At 67.3% G+C, this 20,231-nt stretch carries 15 protein-coding genes, 1 pseudogene and 1 CRISPR repeat array (1 of these 17 cut by a window edge); of the genes and pseudogenes, 9 read left to right on the top strand and 7 right to left on the bottom strand.

Annotation, left to right across the window (positions count from 1 at the left end; genetic code table 11):
- Window positions 1-4,448: direct repeats of the CRISPR family, unit length 36 nt; unit sequence GTTCTCCGCGGCTCATAGCCGCGGCCGAATTGAAGC (it extends 9,209 nt beyond the left edge of the window).
- A gap of 112 nt (window positions 4,449-4,560) precedes the next feature.
- Both GobsT_RS33270 and GobsT_RS33275 read left to right on the top strand, forming a co-directional pair.
- Window positions 4,561-5,001 carry a helix-turn-helix domain-containing protein gene (locus tag GobsT_RS33270; protein ID WP_010038623.1) on the top strand — a complete coding sequence of 147 codons (441 nt, stop codon included), beginning with the start codon at window positions 4,561-4,563 and terminating at the stop codon, window positions 4,999-5,001.
- Entirely contained in the window at window positions 4,998-5,402 is a 405-nt protein-coding gene (locus GobsT_RS33275; RefSeq protein ID WP_010038621.1) for a hypothetical protein, read from the top strand. Before GobsT_RS33270 ends, GobsT_RS33275 begins: the two co-directional genes overlap by 4 nt.
- On the opposite strand, the pseudogene GobsT_RS33280 reads toward GobsT_RS33275, so the two are convergent.
- A pseudogene (locus tag GobsT_RS33280) lies at window positions 5,350-5,655 on the bottom strand (ISAzo13-like element transposase-related protein); the annotation flags it as partial. The gene GobsT_RS33275 and the pseudogene GobsT_RS33280 overlap by 53 nt on opposite strands.
- A 150-nt stretch (window positions 5,656-5,805) precedes the next feature.
- Between GobsT_RS33280 and GobsT_RS33285 the strand changes: the two are divergent.
- The gene (locus GobsT_RS33285) at window positions 5,806-6,951 is read left to right on the top strand and encodes an ISAs1-like element ISGob5 family transposase (RefSeq protein ID WP_010033957.1); all 1,146 of its coding nucleotides are present in this window, start codon (window positions 5,806-5,808) and stop codon (window positions 6,949-6,951) included.
- Here GobsT_RS33285 and GobsT_RS38450 read toward each other — a convergent pair.
- Window positions 6,928-7,416 (bottom strand): ISAzo13-like element transposase-related protein, encoded by a 489-nt coding sequence (locus GobsT_RS38450; RefSeq protein WP_029600833.1) that lies wholly within the window; start codon window positions 7,414-7,416, stop codon window positions 6,928-6,930. The genes GobsT_RS33285 and GobsT_RS38450 overlap by 24 nt on opposite strands.
- A complete protein-coding gene (locus GobsT_RS38455) occupies window positions 7,365-7,880 on the bottom strand; it encodes a hypothetical protein (RefSeq protein ID WP_029600832.1) in 516 nt (171 codons plus the stop codon). Before GobsT_RS38455 ends, GobsT_RS38450 begins: the two co-directional genes overlap by 52 nt.
- Between GobsT_RS38455 and GobsT_RS38460 the strand changes: the two genes are divergently transcribed.
- From GobsT_RS38460 to GobsT_RS33310, 4 genes are all read left to right on the top strand, one after another.
- Window positions 7,812-8,324 carry a transposase gene (locus tag GobsT_RS38460; protein ID WP_261344332.1) on the top strand — a complete coding sequence of 171 codons (513 nt, stop codon included), beginning with the start codon at window positions 7,812-7,814 and terminating at the stop codon, window positions 8,322-8,324. The two genes, GobsT_RS38455 and GobsT_RS38460, sit on opposite strands and share 69 nt — an antisense overlap.
- 37 nt (window positions 8,325-8,361) lie before the next feature.
- Complete coding sequence (locus GobsT_RS33300) at window positions 8,362-8,739, top strand: leucine-rich repeat domain-containing protein (protein WP_050790252.1); 378 nt, start codon at window positions 8,362-8,364, stop codon at window positions 8,737-8,739.
- 99 nt (window positions 8,740-8,838) lie between these two features.
- The gene (locus GobsT_RS33305) at window positions 8,839-10,302 is read left to right on the top strand and encodes an IS66-like element ISGob3 family transposase (protein WP_033197911.1); all 1,464 of its coding nucleotides are present in this window, start codon (window positions 8,839-8,841) and stop codon (window positions 10,300-10,302) included.
- Between the two features lie 18 nt (window positions 10,303-10,320).
- The gene (locus tag GobsT_RS33310) at window positions 10,321-10,824 is read left to right on the top strand and encodes a leucine-rich repeat domain-containing protein (RefSeq protein WP_010038605.1); all 504 of its coding nucleotides are present in this window, start codon (window positions 10,321-10,323) and stop codon (window positions 10,822-10,824) included.
- Between the two features lie 443 nt (window positions 10,825-11,267).
- Here the strand turns inward: GobsT_RS33310 and efp are convergent, their stop codons facing one another.
- Window positions 11,268-11,843 carry an elongation factor P gene (gene efp / locus GobsT_RS33315; protein WP_010038603.1) on the bottom strand — a complete coding sequence of 192 codons (576 nt, stop codon included), beginning with the start codon at window positions 11,841-11,843 and terminating at the stop codon, window positions 11,268-11,270.
- Between the two features lie 204 nt (window positions 11,844-12,047).
- Here efp and GobsT_RS33320 point away from each other — a divergent pair, with 204 nt between their 5' ends.
- Together GobsT_RS33320 and GobsT_RS33325 are read left to right on the top strand one after the other, a co-directional pair.
- Window positions 12,048-14,087, top strand: a complete 2,040-nt coding sequence (locus GobsT_RS33320; RefSeq protein ID WP_010038601.1) for a prolyl oligopeptidase family serine peptidase — start codon at window positions 12,048-12,050, stop codon at window positions 14,085-14,087.
- A 124-nt stretch (window positions 14,088-14,211) separates the two neighbouring features.
- Window positions 14,212-16,035, top strand: a complete 1,824-nt coding sequence (locus GobsT_RS33325; RefSeq protein WP_010038597.1) for an alkaline phosphatase family protein — start codon at window positions 14,212-14,214, stop codon at window positions 16,033-16,035.
- Between the two features lie 226 nt (window positions 16,036-16,261).
- Here GobsT_RS33325 and GobsT_RS33330 read toward each other — a convergent pair whose 3' ends face one another.
- From GobsT_RS33330 to GobsT_RS33340, 3 genes are all read right to left on the bottom strand, one after another.
- Window positions 16,262-16,585, bottom strand: a complete 324-nt coding sequence (locus tag GobsT_RS33330; protein WP_010049381.1) for a DUF3467 domain-containing protein — start codon at window positions 16,583-16,585, stop codon at window positions 16,262-16,264.
- Window positions 16,586-16,696: 111 nt separating this feature from the next.
- Window positions 16,697-18,613 (bottom strand): HTTM domain-containing protein, encoded by a 1,917-nt coding sequence (locus GobsT_RS33335; protein WP_010049380.1) that lies wholly within the window; start codon window positions 18,611-18,613, stop codon window positions 16,697-16,699.
- A 113-nt stretch (window positions 18,614-18,726) separates the two neighbouring features.
- Window positions 18,727-20,040 (bottom strand): hypothetical protein, encoded by a 1,314-nt coding sequence (locus GobsT_RS33340; protein WP_010049379.1) that lies wholly within the window; start codon window positions 20,038-20,040, stop codon window positions 18,727-18,729.
- Between the last annotated feature and the right edge of the window lie 191 nt (window positions 20,041-20,231).

A 20,231-nucleotide genomic window follows, 5' to 3' on the forward strand; every position in this document is an offset into this window, starting at 1 on the left:
AAGCAGCACCTTGTCCGCGAACATCTCCACCGCCGCCTCGTCGTTCTCCGCGGCTCATAGCCGCGGCCGAATTGAAGCGGGCACATTCGCAAGGCCGCCGAACTGTTGGACGGGTGTTCTCCGCGGCTCATAGCCGCGGCCGAATTGAAGCCGTCGTTGGGTCGAACGGCTGGGTCAGCGGCTTGCCGGTTCTCCGCGGCTCATAGCCGCGGCCGAATTGAAGCAGTTCGTGGCACGCCACGGGGCAACCTGGGGCCAGCGTTCTCCGCGGCTCATAGCCGCGGCCGAATTGAAGCGCCGCGGGCGTCGCGATTGGCGTTGCACTGGGATGGAGTTCTCCGCGGCTCATAGCCGCGGCCGAATTGAAGCCGCCACCGCCCCAGAACGAGAACAGCGTGCCCGGGGGTTCTCCGCGGCTCATAGCCGCGGCCGAATTGAAGCACGGACTGGACCATCCGCACCGGGCGCGGGGACAGCAGTTCTCCGCGGCTCATAGCCGCGGCCGAATTGAAGCCAGTCGCACCGTCGTTGCAAGCATCTTGAGACCATCGCGTTCTCCGCGGCTCATAGCCGCGGCCGAATTGAAGCCAGGTGCTCGATGTACGCCGCGTTCCCACCCGGCCGCGGTTCTCCGCGGCTCATAGCCGCGGCCGAATTGAAGCCACCGGCACCACCGCGAGCCACTCGGCGGGCCGCGGCGTTCTCCGCGGCTCATAGCCGCGGCCGAATTGAAGCACCAACCGCCAAGCCGCCCTGCTTTACGAACACGAGGTTCTCCGCGGCTCATAGCCGCGGCCGAATTGAAGCTGATACCCGGAGCGGGGACGTTCCCCGTCCGGCCCTGTTCTCCGCGGCTCATAGCCGCGGCCGAATTGAAGCGGCCTCACGCCGCGCGACATCGCCTCGCTCACCGACGTTCTCCGCGGCTCATAGCCGCGGCCGAATTGAAGCTCCTCGCACTCGTTCAGTGGGCACGCGAACGGCCCCGTTCTCCGCGGCTCATAGCCGCGGCCGAATTGAAGCGGACAGGCCATGCGCGATTTTCAGGCCACCATCGGCGTTCTCCGCGGCTCATAGCCGCGGCCGAATTGAAGCCACGAGCACTTTCACCGCGTGCTGCGCGAGGAACGGGTTCTCCGCGGCTCATAGCCGCGGCCGAATTGAAGCCCGTACCGCTCGATGCCGGTGAGCCGCCGCGCCTCCGTTCTCCGCGGCTCATAGCCGCGGCCGAATTGAAGCCTGCTGCGTGGGCGGCGCGAACCCCTGCACCAGCCCGGTTCTCCGCGGCTCATAGCCGCGGCCGAATTGAAGCCTGCTGCGTGGGCGGCGCGAACCCCTGCACCAGCCCGTTCTCCGCGGCTCATAGCCGCGGCCGAATTGAAGCATGCGGAACGCGGGCCAGCCGTGGTGGCGCACCCCGCTCACCGTTCTCCGCGGCTCATAGCCGCGGCCGAATTGAAGCCGGCGGTGGCGCCGCGGGCTTGACCGGCTTCGGAGGGTTCTCCGCGGCTCATAGCCGCGGCCGAATTGAAGCCCGACCGCGCTGCCCCCGGCGGTGCCCAGCCTGACCGTTCTCCGCGGCTCATAGCCGCGGCCGAATTGAAGCACGATGTCCTCGAAGCGCCGCGTCACGGGCGCCAGCGGTTCTCCGCGGCTCATAGCCGCGGCCGAATTGAAGCAGTATTGGGAGCGCGAGCGGCGTGAAGCCGGAGGAGGTTCTCCGCGGCTCATAGCCGCGGCCGAATTGAAGCGACACCCCGTCCGCACTCAGCATCTCGATTTTGCCGCGTTCTCCGCGGCTCATAGCCGCGGCCGAATTGAAGCAGCCCCAGGTAGTTCGCGAGCTTCCCGAGGGCGTCGGTTCTCCGCGGCTCATAGCCGCGGCCGAATTGAAGCTGCTACCTTGTCCAGGGCTGTATCGATCGTCGGCGGCGTTCTCCGCGGCTCATAGCCGCGGCCGAATTGAAGCTACCGTGATCCGCACCCGCTGTACCGCAACCTGGGCAGTTCTCCGCGGCTCATAGCCGCGGCTGAATTGAAGCGCGAAGTCGAGGTTGCCCGCGACCCACACGTGCTCCTGTTCTCCGCGGCTCATAGCCGCGGCCGAATTGAAGCTCCCCGCGCTTCCGCCGCTCGCCCACGCCGGGCGGCGCGTTCTCCGCGGCTCATAGCCGCGGCCGAATTGAAGCAAGCAGCACGTCGTTTGCGTGATGGGCGATCGTCGGGTTCTCCGCGGCTCATAGCCGCGGCCGAATTGAAGCGCCGTTCCCACGACCTCGTCAAGCCGGTCCAGCACCGTTCTCCGCGGCTCATAGCCGCGGCCGAATTGAAGCGCGCGGGGGTGCAGTGACGACCCGGCGATCTACGCCGGTTCTCCGCGGCTCATAGCCGCGGCCGAATTGAAGCGCGTCGGGGCCGTCCCGGATGTGAACCTCAACACTGAGGTTCTCCGCGGCTCATAGCCGCGGCCGAATTGAAGCCGAGAGCCGTTGAGGACGTTGATGATGCCTTAACGTGTTCTCCGCGGCTCATAGCCGCGGCCGAATTGAAGCACTACAAGCCTCCGCTGAAATGCGTTCCGTACCAAGTTCTCCGCGGCTCATAGCCGCGGCCGAATTGAAGCGACCGCAAATCGTTATCGGCGACGAGGCCCAAAACCTGGTTCTCCGCGGCTCATAGCCGCGGCCGAATTGAAGCCGGCTCGCGATCTCGGCCGCCAGCGAGCGCTCGACGGCGTTCTCCGCGGCTCATAGCCGCGGCCGAATTGAAGCCCTGCTCACCCCGATCCTCGACGGCCGGACTTTCATTGTTCTCCGCGGCTCATAGCCGCGGCCGAATTGAAGCGCCCATGCCCCGCTCAGCCGTGCCATGCCGTACCGAGCCGCGGTTCTCCGCGGCTCATAGCCGCGGCCGAATTGAAGCCGCAAGGCGCGGGGCGACAAGCCGCCGAATCGGTGGGGTTCTCCGCGGCTCATAGCCGCGGCCGAATTGAAGCGGTCAGGAGGGCGAGCAGAACGGCGGGGACGAGAGCGTAGTTCTCCGCGGCTCATAGCCGCGGCCGAATTGAAGCGCCCAATCCCACGTCGATCCGACGCACTTCAGGATGGTTCTCCGCGGCTCATAGCCGCGGCCGAATTGAAGCTCCCGCCGACTCGTCCGGGTCAGCGAAAACCAGGTCGTTCTCCGCGGCTCATAGCCGCGGCCGAATTGAAGCCGTGCCCCTCACGCCGCTGGTGCGGGCCGCGATCAAGGAGTTCTCCGCGGCTCATAGCCGCGGCCGAATTGAAGCTTCGGCGACGAGTGGGGGCCGTCGGGCACGGACCGCAGTTCTCCGCGGCTCATAGCCGCGGCCGAATTGAAGCGCGCCCCGCTTGCACGCCTGCCACCCGTACCCCTTGCGGTTCTCCGCGGCTCATAGCCGCGGCCGAATTGAAGCCGGCACGATGCGCGAGTCGATCTGCCGCTTGTACCCGGTTCTCCGCGGCTCATAGCCGCGGCCGAATTGAAGCGTACATCGCGCGCAAGATCGTCGCGCCCGCGAGCCGAGTTCTCCGCGGCTCATAGCCGCGGCCGAATTGAAGCTGAGATGTTGATAAGCTGTGACACTGCCGGAGCTACGTTCTCCGCGGCTCATAGCCGCGGCCGAATTGAAGCGGACGGTGAGCCGATCTACGCCGAGTGCGGGCACTGGTTCTCCGCGGCTCATAGCCGCGGCCGAATTGAAGCGACACCACGAGCACGACCGGCTCGTGGGTGTCCACGTTCTCCGCGGCTCATAGCCGCGGCCGAATTGAAGCCGCGTGGAGGCGGACAGCCCGGAGGACGCGAAGCAGAGTTCTCCGCGGCTCATAGCCGCGGCCGAATTGAAGCGGTCTGACCCGGGCCGCACGGGAGCACGGGCCGGGCGTTCTCCGCGGCTCATAGCCGCGGCCGAATTGAAGCGGCGATCGGCTGCACAACATCCGGCCGGACTGGGCCAGGTTCTCCGCGGCTCATAGCCGCGGCCGAATTGAAGCAACGCGGACACGATCCAAGAGGGGGTGCGGGTCGAGGTTCTCCGCGGCTCATAGCCGCGGCCGAATTGAAGCCGGATAACTCATACCGTCACCCCTTCCCTGGTGTGTTTGTTCTCCGCGGCTCATAGCCGCGGCCGAATTGAAGCATGGCGAAGCACCGGCCGGTGGGCTCCGGGAGCACGTTCTCCGCGGCTCATAGCCGCGGCCGAATTGAAGCGTCGTCGTTGCTCATGCGTCCTCCCGGCCATGCGAAGTTCTCCGCGGCTCATAGCCGCGGCCGAATTGAAGCCCGTGGCTGGCAGCCAACGTGAAGTTCAGCCACAAGGTTCTCCGCGGCTCATAGCCGCGGCCGAATTGAAGCGCGGATCGTGGCCGGGAGATGGAGCCCCACGTCACGTTCTCCGCGGCTCATAGCCGCGGCCGAATTGAAGCTCCTCGGCCGCGCCTTGCTATCCGTCGCCCTAGTGCTGTGTCAGGCTAACGAATTAGGATGCCACGGGGTCCATTGGTATGATGGCAGCCCCCCCCGTGAGGTGCCGCCGTGATGAAGAAGTATATCGTTCGTCTTTCGGATGCGGAACGGGCCACGTTGTCGGAGGTGGTCAAGAAACTCAAGGGATCCTCGCAGAAGGTTCGTCGGGCCCAGATTCTTCTGAAGGCCGATGCCGATGGCCCGGGCTGGACGGATGCGAAGATTGCCGAGGCCGTCGGATGTCGCACCAAGACCGTGGAGAATATCCGGGAGCGCGTGGTGACGAGCGGGTTCGAGGTGGCACTCCACGGCCAACCCCGGGCCGAGCCCCCGCGAGCCAAGTTGCTCGACGGCCAACAGGAAGCCCAAGTCATCGCGATGCGATTGGGTCCGCCGCCCAAGGGCTTCGCCAACTGGAGCCTGCGGTTACTGGCCGAGCAGGTCGTCGCGTTGGAGGTTGTGGACGCCATCAGCCACGAGACCATTCATCAGACGCTCAAAAAAACGCGATGACGCCGCGGAAGTTGGAGTACGGGGTGATCCCGCCAGACGCCGACGCGGCGTTCGTGGCGCACATGGAGTTGGTCCTGGACACCTATGCCTTGCCTTACGATTGCCTCTACCCGGTACTCAACATGGACGAGCAACCGATCCCGTTGCTCAAGGAGACGCGGGCGCCGATTCCCGCGACGAAGGATCATCCGCGCCGGGTGGACTACGAGTACGAGCGGGCGGGCACGGCGAGCATCTTCATGTTCTGTGAGGCGCTGGTGGGGTGGCGCCAGGTGAGCGTACGGGAGCGGCGGACGAAGGTGGATTGGGCGTTGGAGGTGACCGAGTTAGGGACTCGGCAAAAAATAACTATCCCAACGGAGGCAGTTCGTGGCCAGGGATGTCCACGAACCAATCGTTGAGATCCGGCAGCCGATGAACCTCGTCTTCGACCTGCGCCATTTCCTTTTTCGTCAAGCGGACGCCCTTCGGGTAGGCATCGGTCAGTACCTCAACGGTGGGATGCTTGCCGCCCCAGGTCATCGACCGGGCGAACCCGAGGACCGCTTCGCGGGTGTCTAACAGATCTCCGCCCCAGTGGTTCTCGAGTACCCCCCAGCAGTGCTCGATCGGGTTGTACTTGCTGTGGTAGGGCGGGTAATACGCCAGCCGCACGACAGGGCAAACGCACTCAATCCCCTAGGAATCGCTGGATTCTAGCTAATTTTGAGGCGTGTGATCGAGCGGCCATCGCTCGCCTCCTGCGCATGTGCGGCCCCGCCTCCATATGATTCTGGCGCGCCCTCACCGCCTCGGAGTCTGCCGATGAGTGCCGCCCCCGGCCCACGCCCGTTAATCGAGTACCTGTCCCAGATCCCGGATCCGCGGGTCGAGTTGAAGTGCTTCCACGACTTGATTGATGTACTCATGATCGTGACCTGTGGGACGATCGTCGGGGCCGATGACTTCGTGTCGATCGCCGAGTTCGCGCGGGCCAAGGAGTCCTGGTTCCGGGACCGGCTGGGGCTGACGCTGCGCAACGGGATTCCGTCCCACGACACCCTCAACCGGGTGTTCGCGCTGGTCCGCCCGGAGGCGTTCGGGCGGTGCTTCCGGGCGTGGGTCGCGGACGCCGCCGAGGGCCTCCGGGTGCCCCACATCCCGATCGACGGGAAGACCATGCGGGGGTCCAAGCGGGTCACCGGCACGGGGGCTCGCAAGGCCACACACATCGTCAGCGCATGGGCTCAGCAGTTGGGCCTCACGTTGGCCCAGGTGAAGACCGACGAGAAGTCCAACGAGATCACCGCGATCCCGGAACTGCTGGAGCGGCTGGACCTCGCGGGGGCCCTGGTGAGCATCGACGCGATGGGCACCCAGAAGGACATCGCCCAGCAGATCGTGGCCGCCAAGGGGGACTACCTGCTGGCGGTCAAGGACAACCAGCCGCGGCTGCTCGAGGACATCCAGCGGTTGGCCGAGGGGGCCCTAGAGGCGAGCTACGCGGGCCGCTCGACCGACCTCAACGAAGGAACGGGCCACGGGCGCGAGGAGATGCGGTTCTGCTTCGTGATCGACGACCTGGAGTCGATCCGGGACCGGAATGTGTGGCCCCGGTTGCGGTCCGTCGTGGTGCTCGTCAGCAGCCGCACGGTCGCCGGTAGGACGAGCGACGAGGTGCGGTATTACATCAGCTCGCGGAAGGCATCGGCCAAGCGGTTCCAAACGTGGATCCGGGCTCATTGGTGCATCGAGAATTCATGCCATTGGGTGCTGGATGTCGCGTTCCGAGAAGACGACCACCGACTCCGTGAAGGGCACGGCCCGCAGAATATGGCCCTCGTGCGCAAGATCGCCTTGGCGATGTTGAAGAAGGCAAACGCCAAATGTGGGATCAAGAACCGGCGACTCAAGGCCGGATGGGATAATACCTACCTCGAACAGGTACTACTGAAAAATCCCGAGGATTGAGTGCGTTTGCCCTGGCCGCACGAGCCGCCTCCGCTGACGCGCCAAGGCCACCATCCTCTTGAGGAACTGGGTTCGCCGGCTTTTGTTCTCCGGCCCGTTGTCTTGGTTGATGACCAGTGTCCGGACCCGCGGGAAGCGCGGCTGGTGCTGTACCCACCAGCGGTCCAGGATGTCCACGATGAAATCGCTCGTCACCCGCGACGTCGTGAAGTACAGCCACAGGTCGCTGTCACGCGGCAGCAACAGCCCGTAGGGTGTCAGGACCTCTTCGGCCCGGAAGTCGTGGTCCGCGGCCTTCGTTCGTACTCGGTTCTTGCCCTTGCGCGAGTACGCCCCCACCTGAACACCGGCTTTCGCGTCCAGCGACAGCCGCAGCGTGTCGGCACTAGCGTCGGCCTGCGGGTTGATCTCCTTCAGCCGTGCGAAGATGGCATCGGTCTGGGGGATCTTTTTTTGGGCACGCACTTGAGAACCTTGGTCGGGTGGAACCCGAGGTCGTTGAGCTTGGTGCGGAGGGTTCGCGCCTGGGGCAACTGGTCCGCGCGGTACCCCTTCGTGGCGACCAGCTGACGCCGCACTTCTTCGGCCGTCAGCCGGGTATACAGGCGCAGGGTGCGGAACCGCGGGTCCGCCTGGCTCTGGCTGGTGACGAGGTCCCGGATGTCGGCCAGCAGGTCGGGCAATCGGTCCTCGGCACGGTGCCGGCCTCGCGCCGAGAACGCGTCGCGGGCCACGACGCCCGAGTTCAGTTCCCGCATGCCCTTGCGGATGGTGACCCGGTTCCACCCGAACGCCTCTTCGGCTCGGCGTTGACCGCCGGGACCCAACGCACGCACCACCCGGGCCATGAACAACCGTCGTTGCGCCCCGCGCAGATCGTTCGCCGCCTCGATCAACGCGGGCGTGAGTGTCTCGCCGAACGGAATCACAGCGACCTCCTGCGGGTACCACCGAGAAGGTCATCCTACGATACGAGACTTGGGATAGTTATTTTTTGCCGAGTCCCTAATCCGCGTACTCGCTACCGGGATGCCGTGAAGGTGATCGTGGTGTGCGACAACCGGAACACGCACACGATCGGTGCGTTCTACGAGGCGTTCGACCCGGAAACGGCGCGGGCGCTGGTGAGGCGATCGGAGTTCCGCCACACGCCCAAGCACGGGAGTTGGTTGAACGTCGCGGAATGTGAGCTGGGCGCGATGACGCGGCAATGCGTGCAGGGTAGGCGGTTCGCAACGATAGAGGAGTTGAGGGTAGAGACGGCCGCCTGGCAGGACTACACCAACGACAAGCAGCGTAGCGTCGATTGGCAGTTCCGCACCGACGATGCTCGCAACAGGCTCAAATCCCTCTACCCTAAAATCAAAACCTGACACAGCACTAGCCACTCTCTACCTGGGTGGCACGGGGGTGACGGACGCGGGTGTGAAGGAGTTGGCCGCGCTCAAGGGCCTCACCCAACTCGACCTGTTTGACACGAAAGTGACGGACGTAGGTGTGAAGGAGCTATCCGGGCTCAAGGGCCTCACCCGCCTTGAACTCACCTTCACGCAGGTAACGGACGCGGGTGTGAAGGCGCTGTCCGGGCTCACGGCCCTGACCACCCTTGACTTGGGGTTCACGAAGGTGACGGACGCGGGTGTGAAGGCGCTGTCCGGGCTCAAGCACCTCATTCAGCTAAACCTGGGCGTCACGGTGGTGACGGATGCGGGTGTGAAGGCGTTGGCGGGGCTCAAGGGCCTGACCATTCTCGACCTGAGTTTCACGCGGGTGACGGACGCGGGGTAACCGTTCACGGGGTGCGGGCCGTGCATTTTCCAGGCCTTTGTGACTCGATTCTGCGCGGGGTTGCCTCAAGAGCCGGTGTTCCGTAATCGAACGGACGCGATGACATCTGTTCCTCAACCGCCGGAGCTACCGAGTGACCTGCCGCCAGCGGTGGTGGCGTACATTCGTGCGCTGGAAGCGACGGTTGCGCAGTTGCAGGCCACGGTCGCGGCTCTCCAGGTCACGGTGGCCGACCTTCAGACCCGGCTCAACCAGAATTCCAGCAACTCGTCGAAACCGCCCTCGTCGGATGGTCCGCAGGTGAAGCCGGCCCCGCCCAAGAGTCCCTCGGGGAAGCGGCGCGGCGGTCAATCGGGGCACCCCAAGGCCGAGCGCACCGTGCTGCCGCCCGACACGGTCCACACCCTCAAACCGGACACCTGCCGCGGGTGTGCGTGCCCACTCACCGGGGACGACCCGAACCCGTCGATTCACCAGGTGCATGAGATCCCGGTCGTCCGGCCGCAGGTGACCGAGTATCGGTGCCATCGGCTCCGGTGCCCGCACTGCGGCGCCGTGACGACCGCACCGGTGCCCGCCGACGCGGCTCCCGGGTACGGTCCCCGGGTCCAGGCGGTGGCCGCCATGCTCACCGGTTCGTGCCGCCTGGGCAAGCGGGTGGTGAGCCAACTGTTCGACGACCTGTTCGGGTTGCCCATCCGTCCGGCCACGGTGTGCAAACTCCAGCACACGACCGCGGCGGCTCTGGCCCCGGTGGCCGAAGCGGCTCTCGCGTACACCCGCGGGCACCCGGCGAACGTGGACGAAACGTGCTGGACGCAAGGGCGCCAGCGGGCCTGGTTGTGGGTCGCGGTGAGCACCTCGGTGGTCGCATTCCTGATCCGCGCCACCCGGGGCCGGAGCGCGTTCGACGACCTGCGGGACGGGTCCGCCCAGGTCCACACGACCGATCGGTATCCGGTGTACACGCATCTGCCGGTGCATCGGCGCCAGGTGTGCTGGGCGCACCTGCGGCGGGACTTCCAGGCGATGATCGATCGGGGCAACGACGGATCCCCGATCGGGGCCGCCCTGTTGGCCTGTTCCGACGAACTGTTCGGGCACTGGTTCCGGGTGCGGGACGGGACGTTAGCCCGGTCCACGTTCGCTCGCGTGTACGCCCGCGCCGTGCGGGCCCGGTTCCGCACGCACCTGGGGCACGGGGGCCGGTGCGGGTGCCCCAAGACCGGGGCCGTGTGCCGCGAGCTGTTGGCGGTGGAGCCGGCCCTGTGGACGTTCGCACGCGTGGGCGGGGTGGAACCGACCAACAACGCGGCCGAGCGGGCCCTGCGTCACGCCGTGTGCTGGCGCAAGACCAGCTACGGCACCGACTCCGAACGCGGTAGCCGGTTCGTGGAGCGGATCCTCACGGTCCTGGCCTCGTGTCGCCGGCAGGGCCGCAACGTGCTCGCATTCCTCACCGACGCCGTCACCGCACACCGTACCGGGGCAAAGCCACCAACACTGATCCCGGTCCCGGCTCAACAACCACCGATGATGAACCCAACTTTCGCTGGCTGTTGAGATACACCCGCATCAACTGTGAACGCTTACGACGCGGGTGTGAAGGAGTTGGCCGCGCTGAATAAGGGCCTGACCACCCTCAACCTACGGCGCACGCGGGTGACGGACGTGGGCGTGAAGGAGCTGGCCGCACTCAAGGCCCTGACCAACCTCGACCTGGGCGGCACGGGGGTGACGGACGCGGGTGTGAAGGAGCTATCCGGGCTCAAGGGCCTCACCCGCCTTGAGCTGCGTTCCACGAAAATAACGGACGCGGGTGTGAAGGAGTTGGCCGCGCTTAAGAACCTCAACCACCTCGACCTGGGGGGTACGAAAGTGACGGACGCGGGTGCGAAGGAGCTATCCGGGCTCAACTTCTTGGTCACCCTCGACCTGAGCAACACGCAGGTGACGGACGCGGGTGTGAAAGCCCTGACCGCGCTCACGGGCCTGACCACCCTCGACCTGCATGGCACGGGGGTAACGGACGCGGGGCTGAAGGAACTGAACGCGGCGCTACCGAAGTGCAAGGTTCGGAAGTGACGCAAGGCCGCGGGGCGGCGCCAAGCCGCGGGCGGGCGCGGGTGCGTCAACGCGGTGCGGCTCGATCGGGACCGGCACAAGAGCGCGCGGCCGGTGCGGCTCTCGCTCCCAGACCCGGGCGCGGCCGGAGCCGTCTGTTGTGCGGGCGGCCCGGTGCCGCGCCCGGTTCGGCACCTCGCCCACTGGCATTCGGGTGATGTCGCACCGGCCTCACGGCAGCCGGTGACAGAAGAAGGGGCCTCTTCGGCAGAGCCGGCATCATGGGTCCGATCGGGTCGCTTGCGGGCGAGCCGGACCGGTGCGGACCGCGCGCGAGCGCCCAAGAGGCTGGCCGGTGACGCGGGCGCGGTACTTGCGTGCTGCGGGGTTTGGGGTGAGGCAAACAGGGGGCTCGCGCCCCCGTTCGCTTCGGCCACCGACCGCGGGCCGTCGGCCCGAAACGCTTACTTGCCTTCCTTCGCGCGGCGCAGGTACTTGCCGTCTTCGGTCTGCACCACGACCAGTTCGCCCTCGGCGATGAACGACGGCACCTGGATGACCAGGCCGGTCTCCAGGGTGGCGGCCTTCGTCTGCGCCGCGGCCGTCGCGCCCTTGATGCCGGGCTCCGTTTCGGTCACCTTCAGCGTGACCGTCTGCGGCAGTTCCATCGACAGCGCCCGGCCGTCGTAGAACGTGATCTTCACGTCGTCGTTCTCGCGCAGGTACTTCATCATGTCGCCGACCATGTCGCCCGACAGGGTGACCGGCTCGAACGACTCCTTGTCCACGAACACGAAGTCCTCGCCGTCCTTGTACGAGTACGTGTAGTCCTTGGTGTCGAGGAACACCACGTCGACCTTGTGGTCCGGGTGGACCCGCTCGTCGGTGATGGCCCCGGTGGTCATGTTCTTGAGCTTCAGGTACAGGATCGCGCGCCAGTTGCCCGGCGTGTTCAGGTCGCGGTCGAGGCAGTAGAAGAGGGTGCCGTCCATGTTCAGCACCATGCCCCGCCGGATGTCGATCATCTTCGTCGCCGCCACTGGAAGCCTCCTGTCGGGGGACCGCGCGGTCCGTGCGCGATGTCCCGGTGTGTGAGAACGGTCAACCGTCGTTCTAGCAGATGCCCGCGGGGCGGAGAAGGGAACCGGGCCGAAACGCCCGGTCCGGCCCCCGCCGGTGCCCCTGGCACCTCGCGCCGCCGCGCGTACAGTGTGCCTATCCCACGACACCCCCGAGGTGCTCACATGTTCGCGCTGCCACGCGCCTTTTCCGCCCTTCTCTTTGCGGCGGCCGTCGCCGCGCTCGCGACGCTGCCCGCGAGCCCCACCCGCGCCGACGGCCCCAAGGACAACGTCCCCGACAACGTGCGCCCGGTCCCGCCCGTCGGCAACGACATCCCGCCCGCCGACCGCGACGCGATCCGGGCCGGGCTCGCCGAGCTGCAACAGCTCATCAAGGACGCCGGCCCGCACGAGCTGCTGCCGGACGTGCTCATCTACGAAAAGGCCGTGCGGTGGGCGCTCGACTACAAGGAGATCTTCGACCCGGCGCCGGGCAAGGACAAGAAGCCGCCGGTGCCCGCGAACAACGTGAAGAAGGTGCTGGCCGCGGGGCTGGAACGCGCGAAAGCCCTGAAGAGCGGCAAGGCGCCCTGGGCCACGCAAACCGGCGCGGTGCTGCGCGGGTACCAATCCAAGATCGACGGGAGCGTGCAGCCGTACTGGCTCATCGTTCCGAAGGAGTACGACTTCGCGGCGAAGACCAAGCACCGGCTCGACTTCTGGTGGCACGGCCGGTACGAGAACACCGTCGAGGCCGGGTTCATGGCGAACGCGCCCGGCGCCGGCGGGGGCATCATCCCCGCCCCCGGCGCGCTGATCCTGCACCCGTTCGGCCGGTTCAGTAACGCCAACAAATTCGCCGGCGAAATTGACACCTTCGAGTGCCTCGAACACGCCAAGAAGCACTACCGCATCGACGAGTCGCGGCTGGTGGCGCGCGGGTTCAGCATGGGCGGGGCCGCGTGCTGGCAGTACGGCGCCCACTACCCCACGCTGTGGGCCGCGTGCGCCCCGGGCGCCGGGTTCAGCGAGACCCCCGAGTTCCTCAAGGTGTTCCAGAACGAGAAGCTCGAGCCGACGTGGTACGAGCAGAAGCTGTGGCACATGTACAACGCCAGCGACACCGCGGTCAACTTCTTCAACCTGCCCACCGTCGCGTACAGCGGCGAGATCGACTCGCAGAAGCAGGCCGCCGACGTCATGGCCCGCGAGATGAAGAAGGTGGGGCTCGATCTGAAGCACGTCATCGGCCCCAAGACCGGTCACAGCTACGAGAAGGGCGCGAAGGAAGAGGTCAACCGGCTCATCGACGCGGCCGTCGAGAAAGGGCTGCCGAAGGAGCGCCCGGAGATCAAATTCACCACGTACACGCTGCGCTACAACCGGTGCGGGTGGGCCGCGGTAGAGGGGCTGGAGAAGCACTGGGCGGCCGCGCAGGTCACCGGCACCCTGAAAGACGGCAAGTGGGCGGTCCGGACCAGCGGGGTCACCCGTCTGCGGCTCGCGCTCCCGGCGGACAGCCCGAAGACGGTCGAGATCGACGGGCAGACTGTGGCGACCGAACGGCCGGCCGGGGTGTCCCCGGTCGAGTTGCTGTTTGCGAAGGGCGCGGGCGGCAAGTGGGCGCGGGCACACGAGTTCGCGTCCGGGGGCAAGCGGCCCGGGTCGCAAGGCCCGATCGACGACGCGTTCATGTCCGCGTTCTTGATGGTGAAGCCCACCGGGAAAGCGGCGAACGAGAAGGTGGGCGCGTGGGCCGAAAAGGAACTCAAGCACGCGACCGAGCACTGGCGGAAGCAGTTCCGCGGCGACGCGCCGCTGAAGGCGGACGCCGAGGTCACGGACGCCGACATCGCGAACAACAACCTGATCCTCTGGGGCGACCCGCGCAGCAACGCGGTGCTGGCAAAGATCGCAGACAAGCTGCCGGTGAAGTGGACCGACACGGGTGTCGTCCTGGGCAAGCACACCTACGACGCGGGCACGCACGTTCCGGTGCTGATCTACCCGAACCCGCTGAACCCGCAGAAATACGTCGTCCTGAACAGCGGGTTCACGTTCCGCGAATACGATTACCTGAACAACGCCCGGCAGGTCTCCAAGCTGCCGGACTACGCGGTGATCGACGTGACCACCCCGCCCAACGCGCGGTACCCCGGAAAGGTGGTCCGCGCGGGCTTCTTCGGCGAGAAGTGGGAACTGCTCGACAACGACGGGAAGTAGATCGACCCATCCCCGGCCCCTCCCTTCAGATGAGGGGAGAAGGAGCCGACAACCCGCGCCGGCTCGTTCTGCTCTACCTAAAAGGGGAGGAAGGGGGCTGGGGCGGGTTCTTTCAGGAGTGCGTATGTCCCGGTTCTGGCTCGCCATCGCGGCCGTGTTCCTCCTCTTTGTTGCCGCGGGCGTCGGCGGGTACTTTCTGATCCGCCCGGCGCCGCCGGACGGCCCCCCGCGGCAGCGCGAGCAGCCGCCGGGGGCGGCGCAGCCCGCGCCGCCCGCGCCGTCCGGGGCGGCGGGCGAGTCGCCCAAACTGGTCGTACTGTTCGTGTTCGATCAGATGCGCGGCGACTACCTCGAGCGCTGGGCGCCGCTCTTCGGCCCCGACGGGTTCGAGCGCATCAAGAAGGACGGGGTCTGGTTCTCGGAGTGCCACATTCCCTACGCCTGCACCTCCACCGCGCCGGGGCACGCGTCGCTCTCGACCGGCGCGGCGCCGCGCGACCACGGGATCATTGAGAACGAGTGGTTCGACCGCGAGAAGGGCGTAAAGGTGTACTGCTGCGAGCCGGTGGGGCGGGCGTACGAGTTGGTGCCGCCGCTGGCGTCCGAAAGCAAGGACCTGAACCGCGGGGCCGCCACCGGGTACTCGCCCGAGCGCCTGCTCGTGCCCACCGTCGCCGACGCTTTGCGCGAGCAAACCGGCAGAAAAGGCCGCGTGTTCTCGCTCTCGATCAAGGACCGCACGGCGGTGCTGATGGGCGGCCAGGACCCGTCCGGGGCGTACTGCTTCGACACCCGCGACGGCCGGTTCCACACCGGCGCCTGGTACGGGCGCAAGAGCGAGAGCTTCCGCGAGCACGCCTGGGTCAAGGAGCTCAACGACTCGCGGCTGGTCGACTCGTGGTTCAACACGAGCTGGGACCGGCTCCGCCCCAAGGCCGAGGCCGACTACTTGAAGTTCGCCGGCCCGGACGACGCGCTGGGCGAGGCGGACGGGTTCAACGGGCAGGGGCGCACGTTCCCGCACGCGCTGAGGGGCAAGCTGACCGCGCCCGCGAAGAAGTACTACGACGCAGTCGAGGGCTCGCCCTACGGCAACGAGTTGCTCGCGACCCTGGCGAAGAAGGCCGTTACCGCCGAGAAGCTCGGGCGCGGCGACGCCCCGGACCTGCTGTGCGTGAGCTTCTCCTCGAACGACCTCCTCGGCCACCGGTGGGGGCCGGACTCGCAGGAAATGCTCGACGTCACCCTCCGCTCGGACCAGATGGTCGGCGAGTTCCTCGCGTTCCTGGATAAGGAGGTCGGGCAGGGGCGGTACACGCTCGTCGTTTCGGCCGACCACGGCGTCAGCCCGCTGCCGGAGCTGAAGAAGTACCCGACCGCCCAGCGGGTCATGATCGACGAACTCACGACCGGGCTGCCCAAGGCGCTCGACGCGATGTTCGGCGCCGCCCCGGCCGCCCCGTGGGTCGCGGCGTTCGACGCGGACACGTGGCCCTGGGTTTACCTGAACCAGAAGTCGATCAAGGCGCGGAACCTCGACCCCGACAAGGTCACTGAGGCCGCGGCGGGGTGGCTCGCCGGGCGCGGCTACATTGACACGACCTTTACACGCAAGCAGATCGAAGACGGGCAGTTCCCGGCCGACCAGCCGTTCAAGAAGTCGGTCGCGCTGGCGTACCGCCCGGACCGGTGCGGCGACGTGATCGTGATCCCCAAGGCGGGCGTGCAGGTCACGCCGTACAAGGGCGGCACCGGGCATGGCAGCCCGCACCCGTACGACACGCACATCCCGTTTCTGGCTTACGGGGCCGGCGTCCCGCCGCTCGGCAAGCGGACCGAGAAAGTGTCGTCGCTCGCGGTCGCGCCGACCCTCGCCCAGGCGCTGGGCATCAAGCCGCCGCGGGCCGCCGCGCTACCAGCGCCCGAAGCACTCACGAAGACGAAATAACCGCAGACAGAATGGCCACAAAGGGAAACCAAGGCAGAAGACCGAAGAGAGCTGGCCACAAAAAAGCACAAAGGGCACAAAAGGAAACCAAGGCAGAAGACAAGAGAAGTGCTTTTAAACTCACTCTTCTGTCTTTGTCTTCGGTTTTCTTTTGTGCCCTTTGTGCTTTTTTGTGGCCAACTCTCTTCGGTCTTAGTCTTCTTTTGTGGCTGACCGGTGTTCGAAATTACACCGGGGGCTGCTGGACGCGGAGCCGGCGGTTCGGGTCCACCTCCACCACGCCGAACATCTGCTCGTGCTGGGACACCGCCCGGCGGAGCAGATCGGCCAAACGCTTCGCGGTCACGAAGTTCATGATGACCCGGTGGCTCAGGACGATCGGGTCCGGGCCGGTCGGGGTCACCACTTGCGAGAACTGACCCAGTTCCAGGTACACTTCGTCGGCGTTCAGGTGCGCCTGCACAAAGTTGGCGTATACCGTCTCCCGGTTCGACACGTCCACCGGGATCTGAACCTGTTGTTGCGCCGCGGGCTTAATTTCGTCGGCCATTGTGTGGCTCCTGAGCGAGGGTTGCACGCGCCGCAAGTGTCAGAACTCGCGGACGCACACAGTATATCGTCATCGAAACCGCCGCCCACCACCTTCACCCGCCCACGAATTTCAACTCGCGGCGGTCGGCGCGGCCGGCTGGGGCGCGGCCGCCGGTGACGGGAAGAGCCGGCGCGCCAGCCCCCCCCGCACCCCCGGGACCCACAGCACGAATGACAGAGGCGCGAGCAGCCGCAAGGACCGGAACAGCGCCCCGACCCCGTGCGGGCCGGTGGTCCGTGTCCCCTGCGAGTCGGTCAGCACCGGCGCCGCCGCGCCCGGGTCGGGGACGAGGGCCACCTGATTTTCGGCGTCGACCGCAACCGTCAGGGCCGCGGCGCGGGTGGCGGCGGCGGAGCCCGGGGCGAACGCGAGCTTCAGCCGGGGCAGGGCCGGGCCGCCGCGGAGCCGGTCGCGGATCACCTGATCGGGCAGGAACGCGACCAGCATGATGATCATCAGCAGTTCGAACAGGTTCAGCCCCATCAGCACCGCGATGAACGCGTGCATGGCGGTCGCGAGCAGGATGATGAGCCACCGGAGCCGGGTCCACAGGAGGAACGGGCCGGCGACCTCAATGAACAGCGTGCCCCAGACCCCGAGCACGGTGACCGCGTAGTACAGCGGCTTGATGCTCGCGCCGGCCCGCAGCGCCTTCTCGTACCACTCGTACTGCATCAGGGTGAACTCGGGGTTCACCACCACGTCCCACAGCGCCCGCCCGTCCCACCACGCCCCGCCCTTCAGCTTCGACAGCCCGGCGGCCACGTAGATGAAGCAAAAGTGGACCTGGATCAGCCGCAGCGCCAGCCCCGCCGAGCGGGACGGCGGGGGCGCGTCGAGGAACGCCCGCGTCGCGGGCGGGAGCGTGCCCCCCGACCGCGCGAGGCCGGCCCGCGCGGCGCGGTACCGGGCGACGAGCCGGTCCACCGAGAGCGCCGCCCCGCTGTTCCCCACCATCAGGTAGAACAGCAGGATGTTCATCATCGTGTCCATCCCGAACAGGATCTGCTGGGACCGGTGGATGTAGCACACGACCGCGATCCAGGTGAGGACCGAGGTGACGCGGGTGAACAGCCCGATCGTGAACAGCAGGATGGCGAGCAGGGCGCACGCGTGGATCAGGGCCATCTGGGTCGGGTCGGTGACGTGGAACCAGACGGAGAACACCTTGTGCCCCGTGCGCAGCGCCTTGTCCGCCTCGTTGTTCCAGTAGTCCAGGTACTCGATCTTCTTCTCGCGCTCGGCCGGATCGTTGGGCAGCGTGTACAGGAAGTGGACCAGCGCGCGGCGCAGCTCCGGCCCGAGCTCGACGAAGTGGTTGAGCACGTACGCCCGGGCGCCGGTGTCGCGGGCCGGGAGCACGTCCCAGAACGCGCGGACGTCGTTGGCGACCCGCTCGCGCTCGGCGGCCGGGAGCGCGGCGAAGAACGCGGGCGGGGCCGGGGTGGGCGGCTGGTCCGGCTGCGCCGCGGGCACCTGGCCGCTGACCAGCGCCGCCAGGTACCGGTCCCGGCGCTCCGGGAACGTGCGCATGTCCTGGAACCAGTTCAGCGCCAGCACCGGAATCTCCGGGTTGTCGCTGTCGCTCACGCGCCGCAGGAACTCCAGCGACGCCTTGCGCTTCGCCTCCTCGGCGGGCAGGGCGCGGATGAAGTCCACGACCGCCTTGCGGCGGTGCGGGAACTCGGGCACTTTGGCGGGCACCACCGACTCCGGGTCCCACGACCAGAACGGCGACACCTGCCACGGGTACTCGTGCCGCTCGCGCTCGATGTACGCGGCCGCGTACCACCCGTGCTTGCCGAAGAACTGCTGCAAATCGATACTGTACGCGATGTGGATGTACAGCACCAAGAGGCCGGTGGTGACGCGGATGAACCCGAGGGTGGTCGGGTCCGCGGCCGGGAACCAGAACCCGACCCACCGCTGCCACGGGGTCCGGTACACGGGCTCGGGGGCGGTGATGGACGGCGCTTCAGAGGCCATGTGAGTGTTGTGTTGAGTGTGGGTGCAGGGAGTGGGGGGCGCAGGTGCGAGCGGCGACCGGGCATCAACGCGCCTTCGGCCGCCGGCTCGCACCCGCGCTCACGCCCGGTGCGTCAGCGCAGTTGGTTCCAGTCGAACACCTTGTTGCGGTGCCGGGGGTCGTCCACGTCGCCCGCGTTCAGGTCGAGCGTGTCGAGCGCGTGGATCGACATGAAGTCGATGAACGGCCGCTTGTGCGGGTCGCCCGGCGGCACCCCGCCCGGGCGCGGGAGGATCGGCACCAGCCAGTACAGCAGCGGCTCCTGCGGGTTGAGCAGCTCGATGCGCGCCGCGCCCGGCTTCTCGGGGTCCGCGACGTACCCGAACTCGCCCAGGAAGAACGGCCGGTAGGTGGCCGGGTCGTAGGGGCTGGTGCTGCCCGGACGGTTCCGCGGGTTGGCGAACTCCTCCACGTTCATGGTCCGGTGCTCCACGCGGTAGATCTTGACCGTCGTTTTGCCGGCCCGCGCCGGGTCCGCGTGTTCCAGGATGATGTGCGAGGCGTACGACGGCAGCACGTACCGCGCCACCTCCGCCTGCGGCAGCCGGTACTGCGACTGCGGGTCCTCGTTCGGGTTCATCGGGATCAGGTGCGCCACCGCCTGGCGGCGGGGGAGCATCTCGCTCCGCTCGGCCACGTTGGCGAGCAGGCCCGGGGTCGAGCGGGCGAGCTGCTCGGTGATCGACAGCCGGCGGTAGTAAGTGAGCCCGAGCGGGTCCTTCACGTCGTCGGGGCGCTTCGGGAGCACCACCCACTTCGTGTCGTACTGCGGCCGGCCCTGCGCGTCGGTCCCGGTCTCGGTTTTGAGCATGAACACCAGCACGCTCGCCGGCCCGGGCTCGGGCGAGTAGAAGTGGTACGCGTTCCGCATGTAGATGAACTGCAGGTACGGATTGTACACGCGGATGAACATCTGCTCGGTGAGCCACGGGGTCGAGGGCGGCGTGGTGGTCGCGAAGAAGATGCCGGTGAAGTGGAACAGCAGCCACCCGCTGATGACCGGCAGCCGGTACCGCGCCGGGGCGGCCAGCGTCGCGGCCCCGGCCAGCTCCACCGCCGCCAGCACCCCGAACAGCAGCCGGAACGAGTCCCAGTGCTCGGGCACCCCGGCCACCGCCAGCGCGGCCGCGCCGCCTGCGATCGCCCACGCCCGCCACAGGTCCGGGCGCATCGACAGCGCCGCCCCCGCGGTCAGCGCCCCGGCGAGCACCAGCAGCAGCCGGGCCGTGGAAAGTGCCGCGGGCGGGGGGGCGACCGCGGCCGCGACGAGCCCCAGCGCGGCCGCCGCCGCGGTCAGCCCGAGGCCCGCCAGGCCTGCGCGGCGCACGAGCCTCCATTCAAACGGCGGCACCACCTCTTCGGTGCCGGGGGCTGCGTCCCTGTCCATGAACTGTCCTCAGTGCGGTCCCGAGTGCGACGGACGGTCATTACATCGGCGGGCGCTTTCTGGAGGCATAACTCCATTTTGACCCCGGCGTTGGCGGCCCGAAGATGCCGAACGCGGCACCCGAATTTTAGCTCCGTCCCGGGCAACCGATAGGCGGCCCTACAACCGGTGTTCATGGACTTTGGCCCCGG

Source organism: Gemmata obscuriglobus, from assembly GCF_008065095.1.
In the GTDB taxonomy this organism is placed as follows: domain Bacteria; phylum Planctomycetota; class Planctomycetia; order Gemmatales; family Gemmataceae; genus Gemmata; species Gemmata obscuriglobus.

Bases quoted from the DNA above. Each gene is read 5' to 3' on its own strand.
- GobsT_RS33270 (WP_010038623.1), top strand. From the start codon at position 4,561: ATGAAGAAGTATATCGTTCGTCTTTCGGATGCGGAACGGGCCACGTTG.
- GobsT_RS33275 (WP_010038621.1), top strand. From the start codon at position 4,998: ATGACGCCGCGGAAGTTGGAGTACGGGGTGATCCCGCCAGACGCCGAC.
- GobsT_RS33285 (WP_010033957.1), top strand. From the start codon at position 5,806: ATGAGTGCCGCCCCCGGCCCACGCCCGTTAATCGAGTACCTGTCCCAG.
- GobsT_RS33305 (WP_033197911.1), top strand. From the start codon at position 8,839: ATGACATCTGTTCCTCAACCGCCGGAGCTACCGAGTGACCTGCCGCCA.
- GobsT_RS33320 (WP_010038601.1), top strand. From the start codon at position 12,048: ATGTTCGCGCTGCCACGCGCCTTTTCCGCCCTTCTCTTTGCGGCGGCC.
- GobsT_RS33325 (WP_010038597.1), top strand. From the start codon at position 14,212: ATGTCCCGGTTCTGGCTCGCCATCGCGGCCGTGTTCCTCCTCTTTGTT.
- GobsT_RS33330 (WP_010049381.1), bottom strand. From the start codon at position 16,585: ATGGCCGACGAAATTAAGCCCGCGGCGCAACAACAGGTTCAGATCCCG.
- GobsT_RS33335 (WP_010049380.1), bottom strand. From the start codon at position 18,613: ATGGCCTCTGAAGCGCCGTCCATCACCGCCCCCGAGCCCGTGTACCGG.
- GobsT_RS33340 (WP_010049379.1), bottom strand. From the start codon at position 20,040: ATGGACAGGGACGCAGCCCCCGGCACCGAAGAGGTGGTGCCGCCGTTT.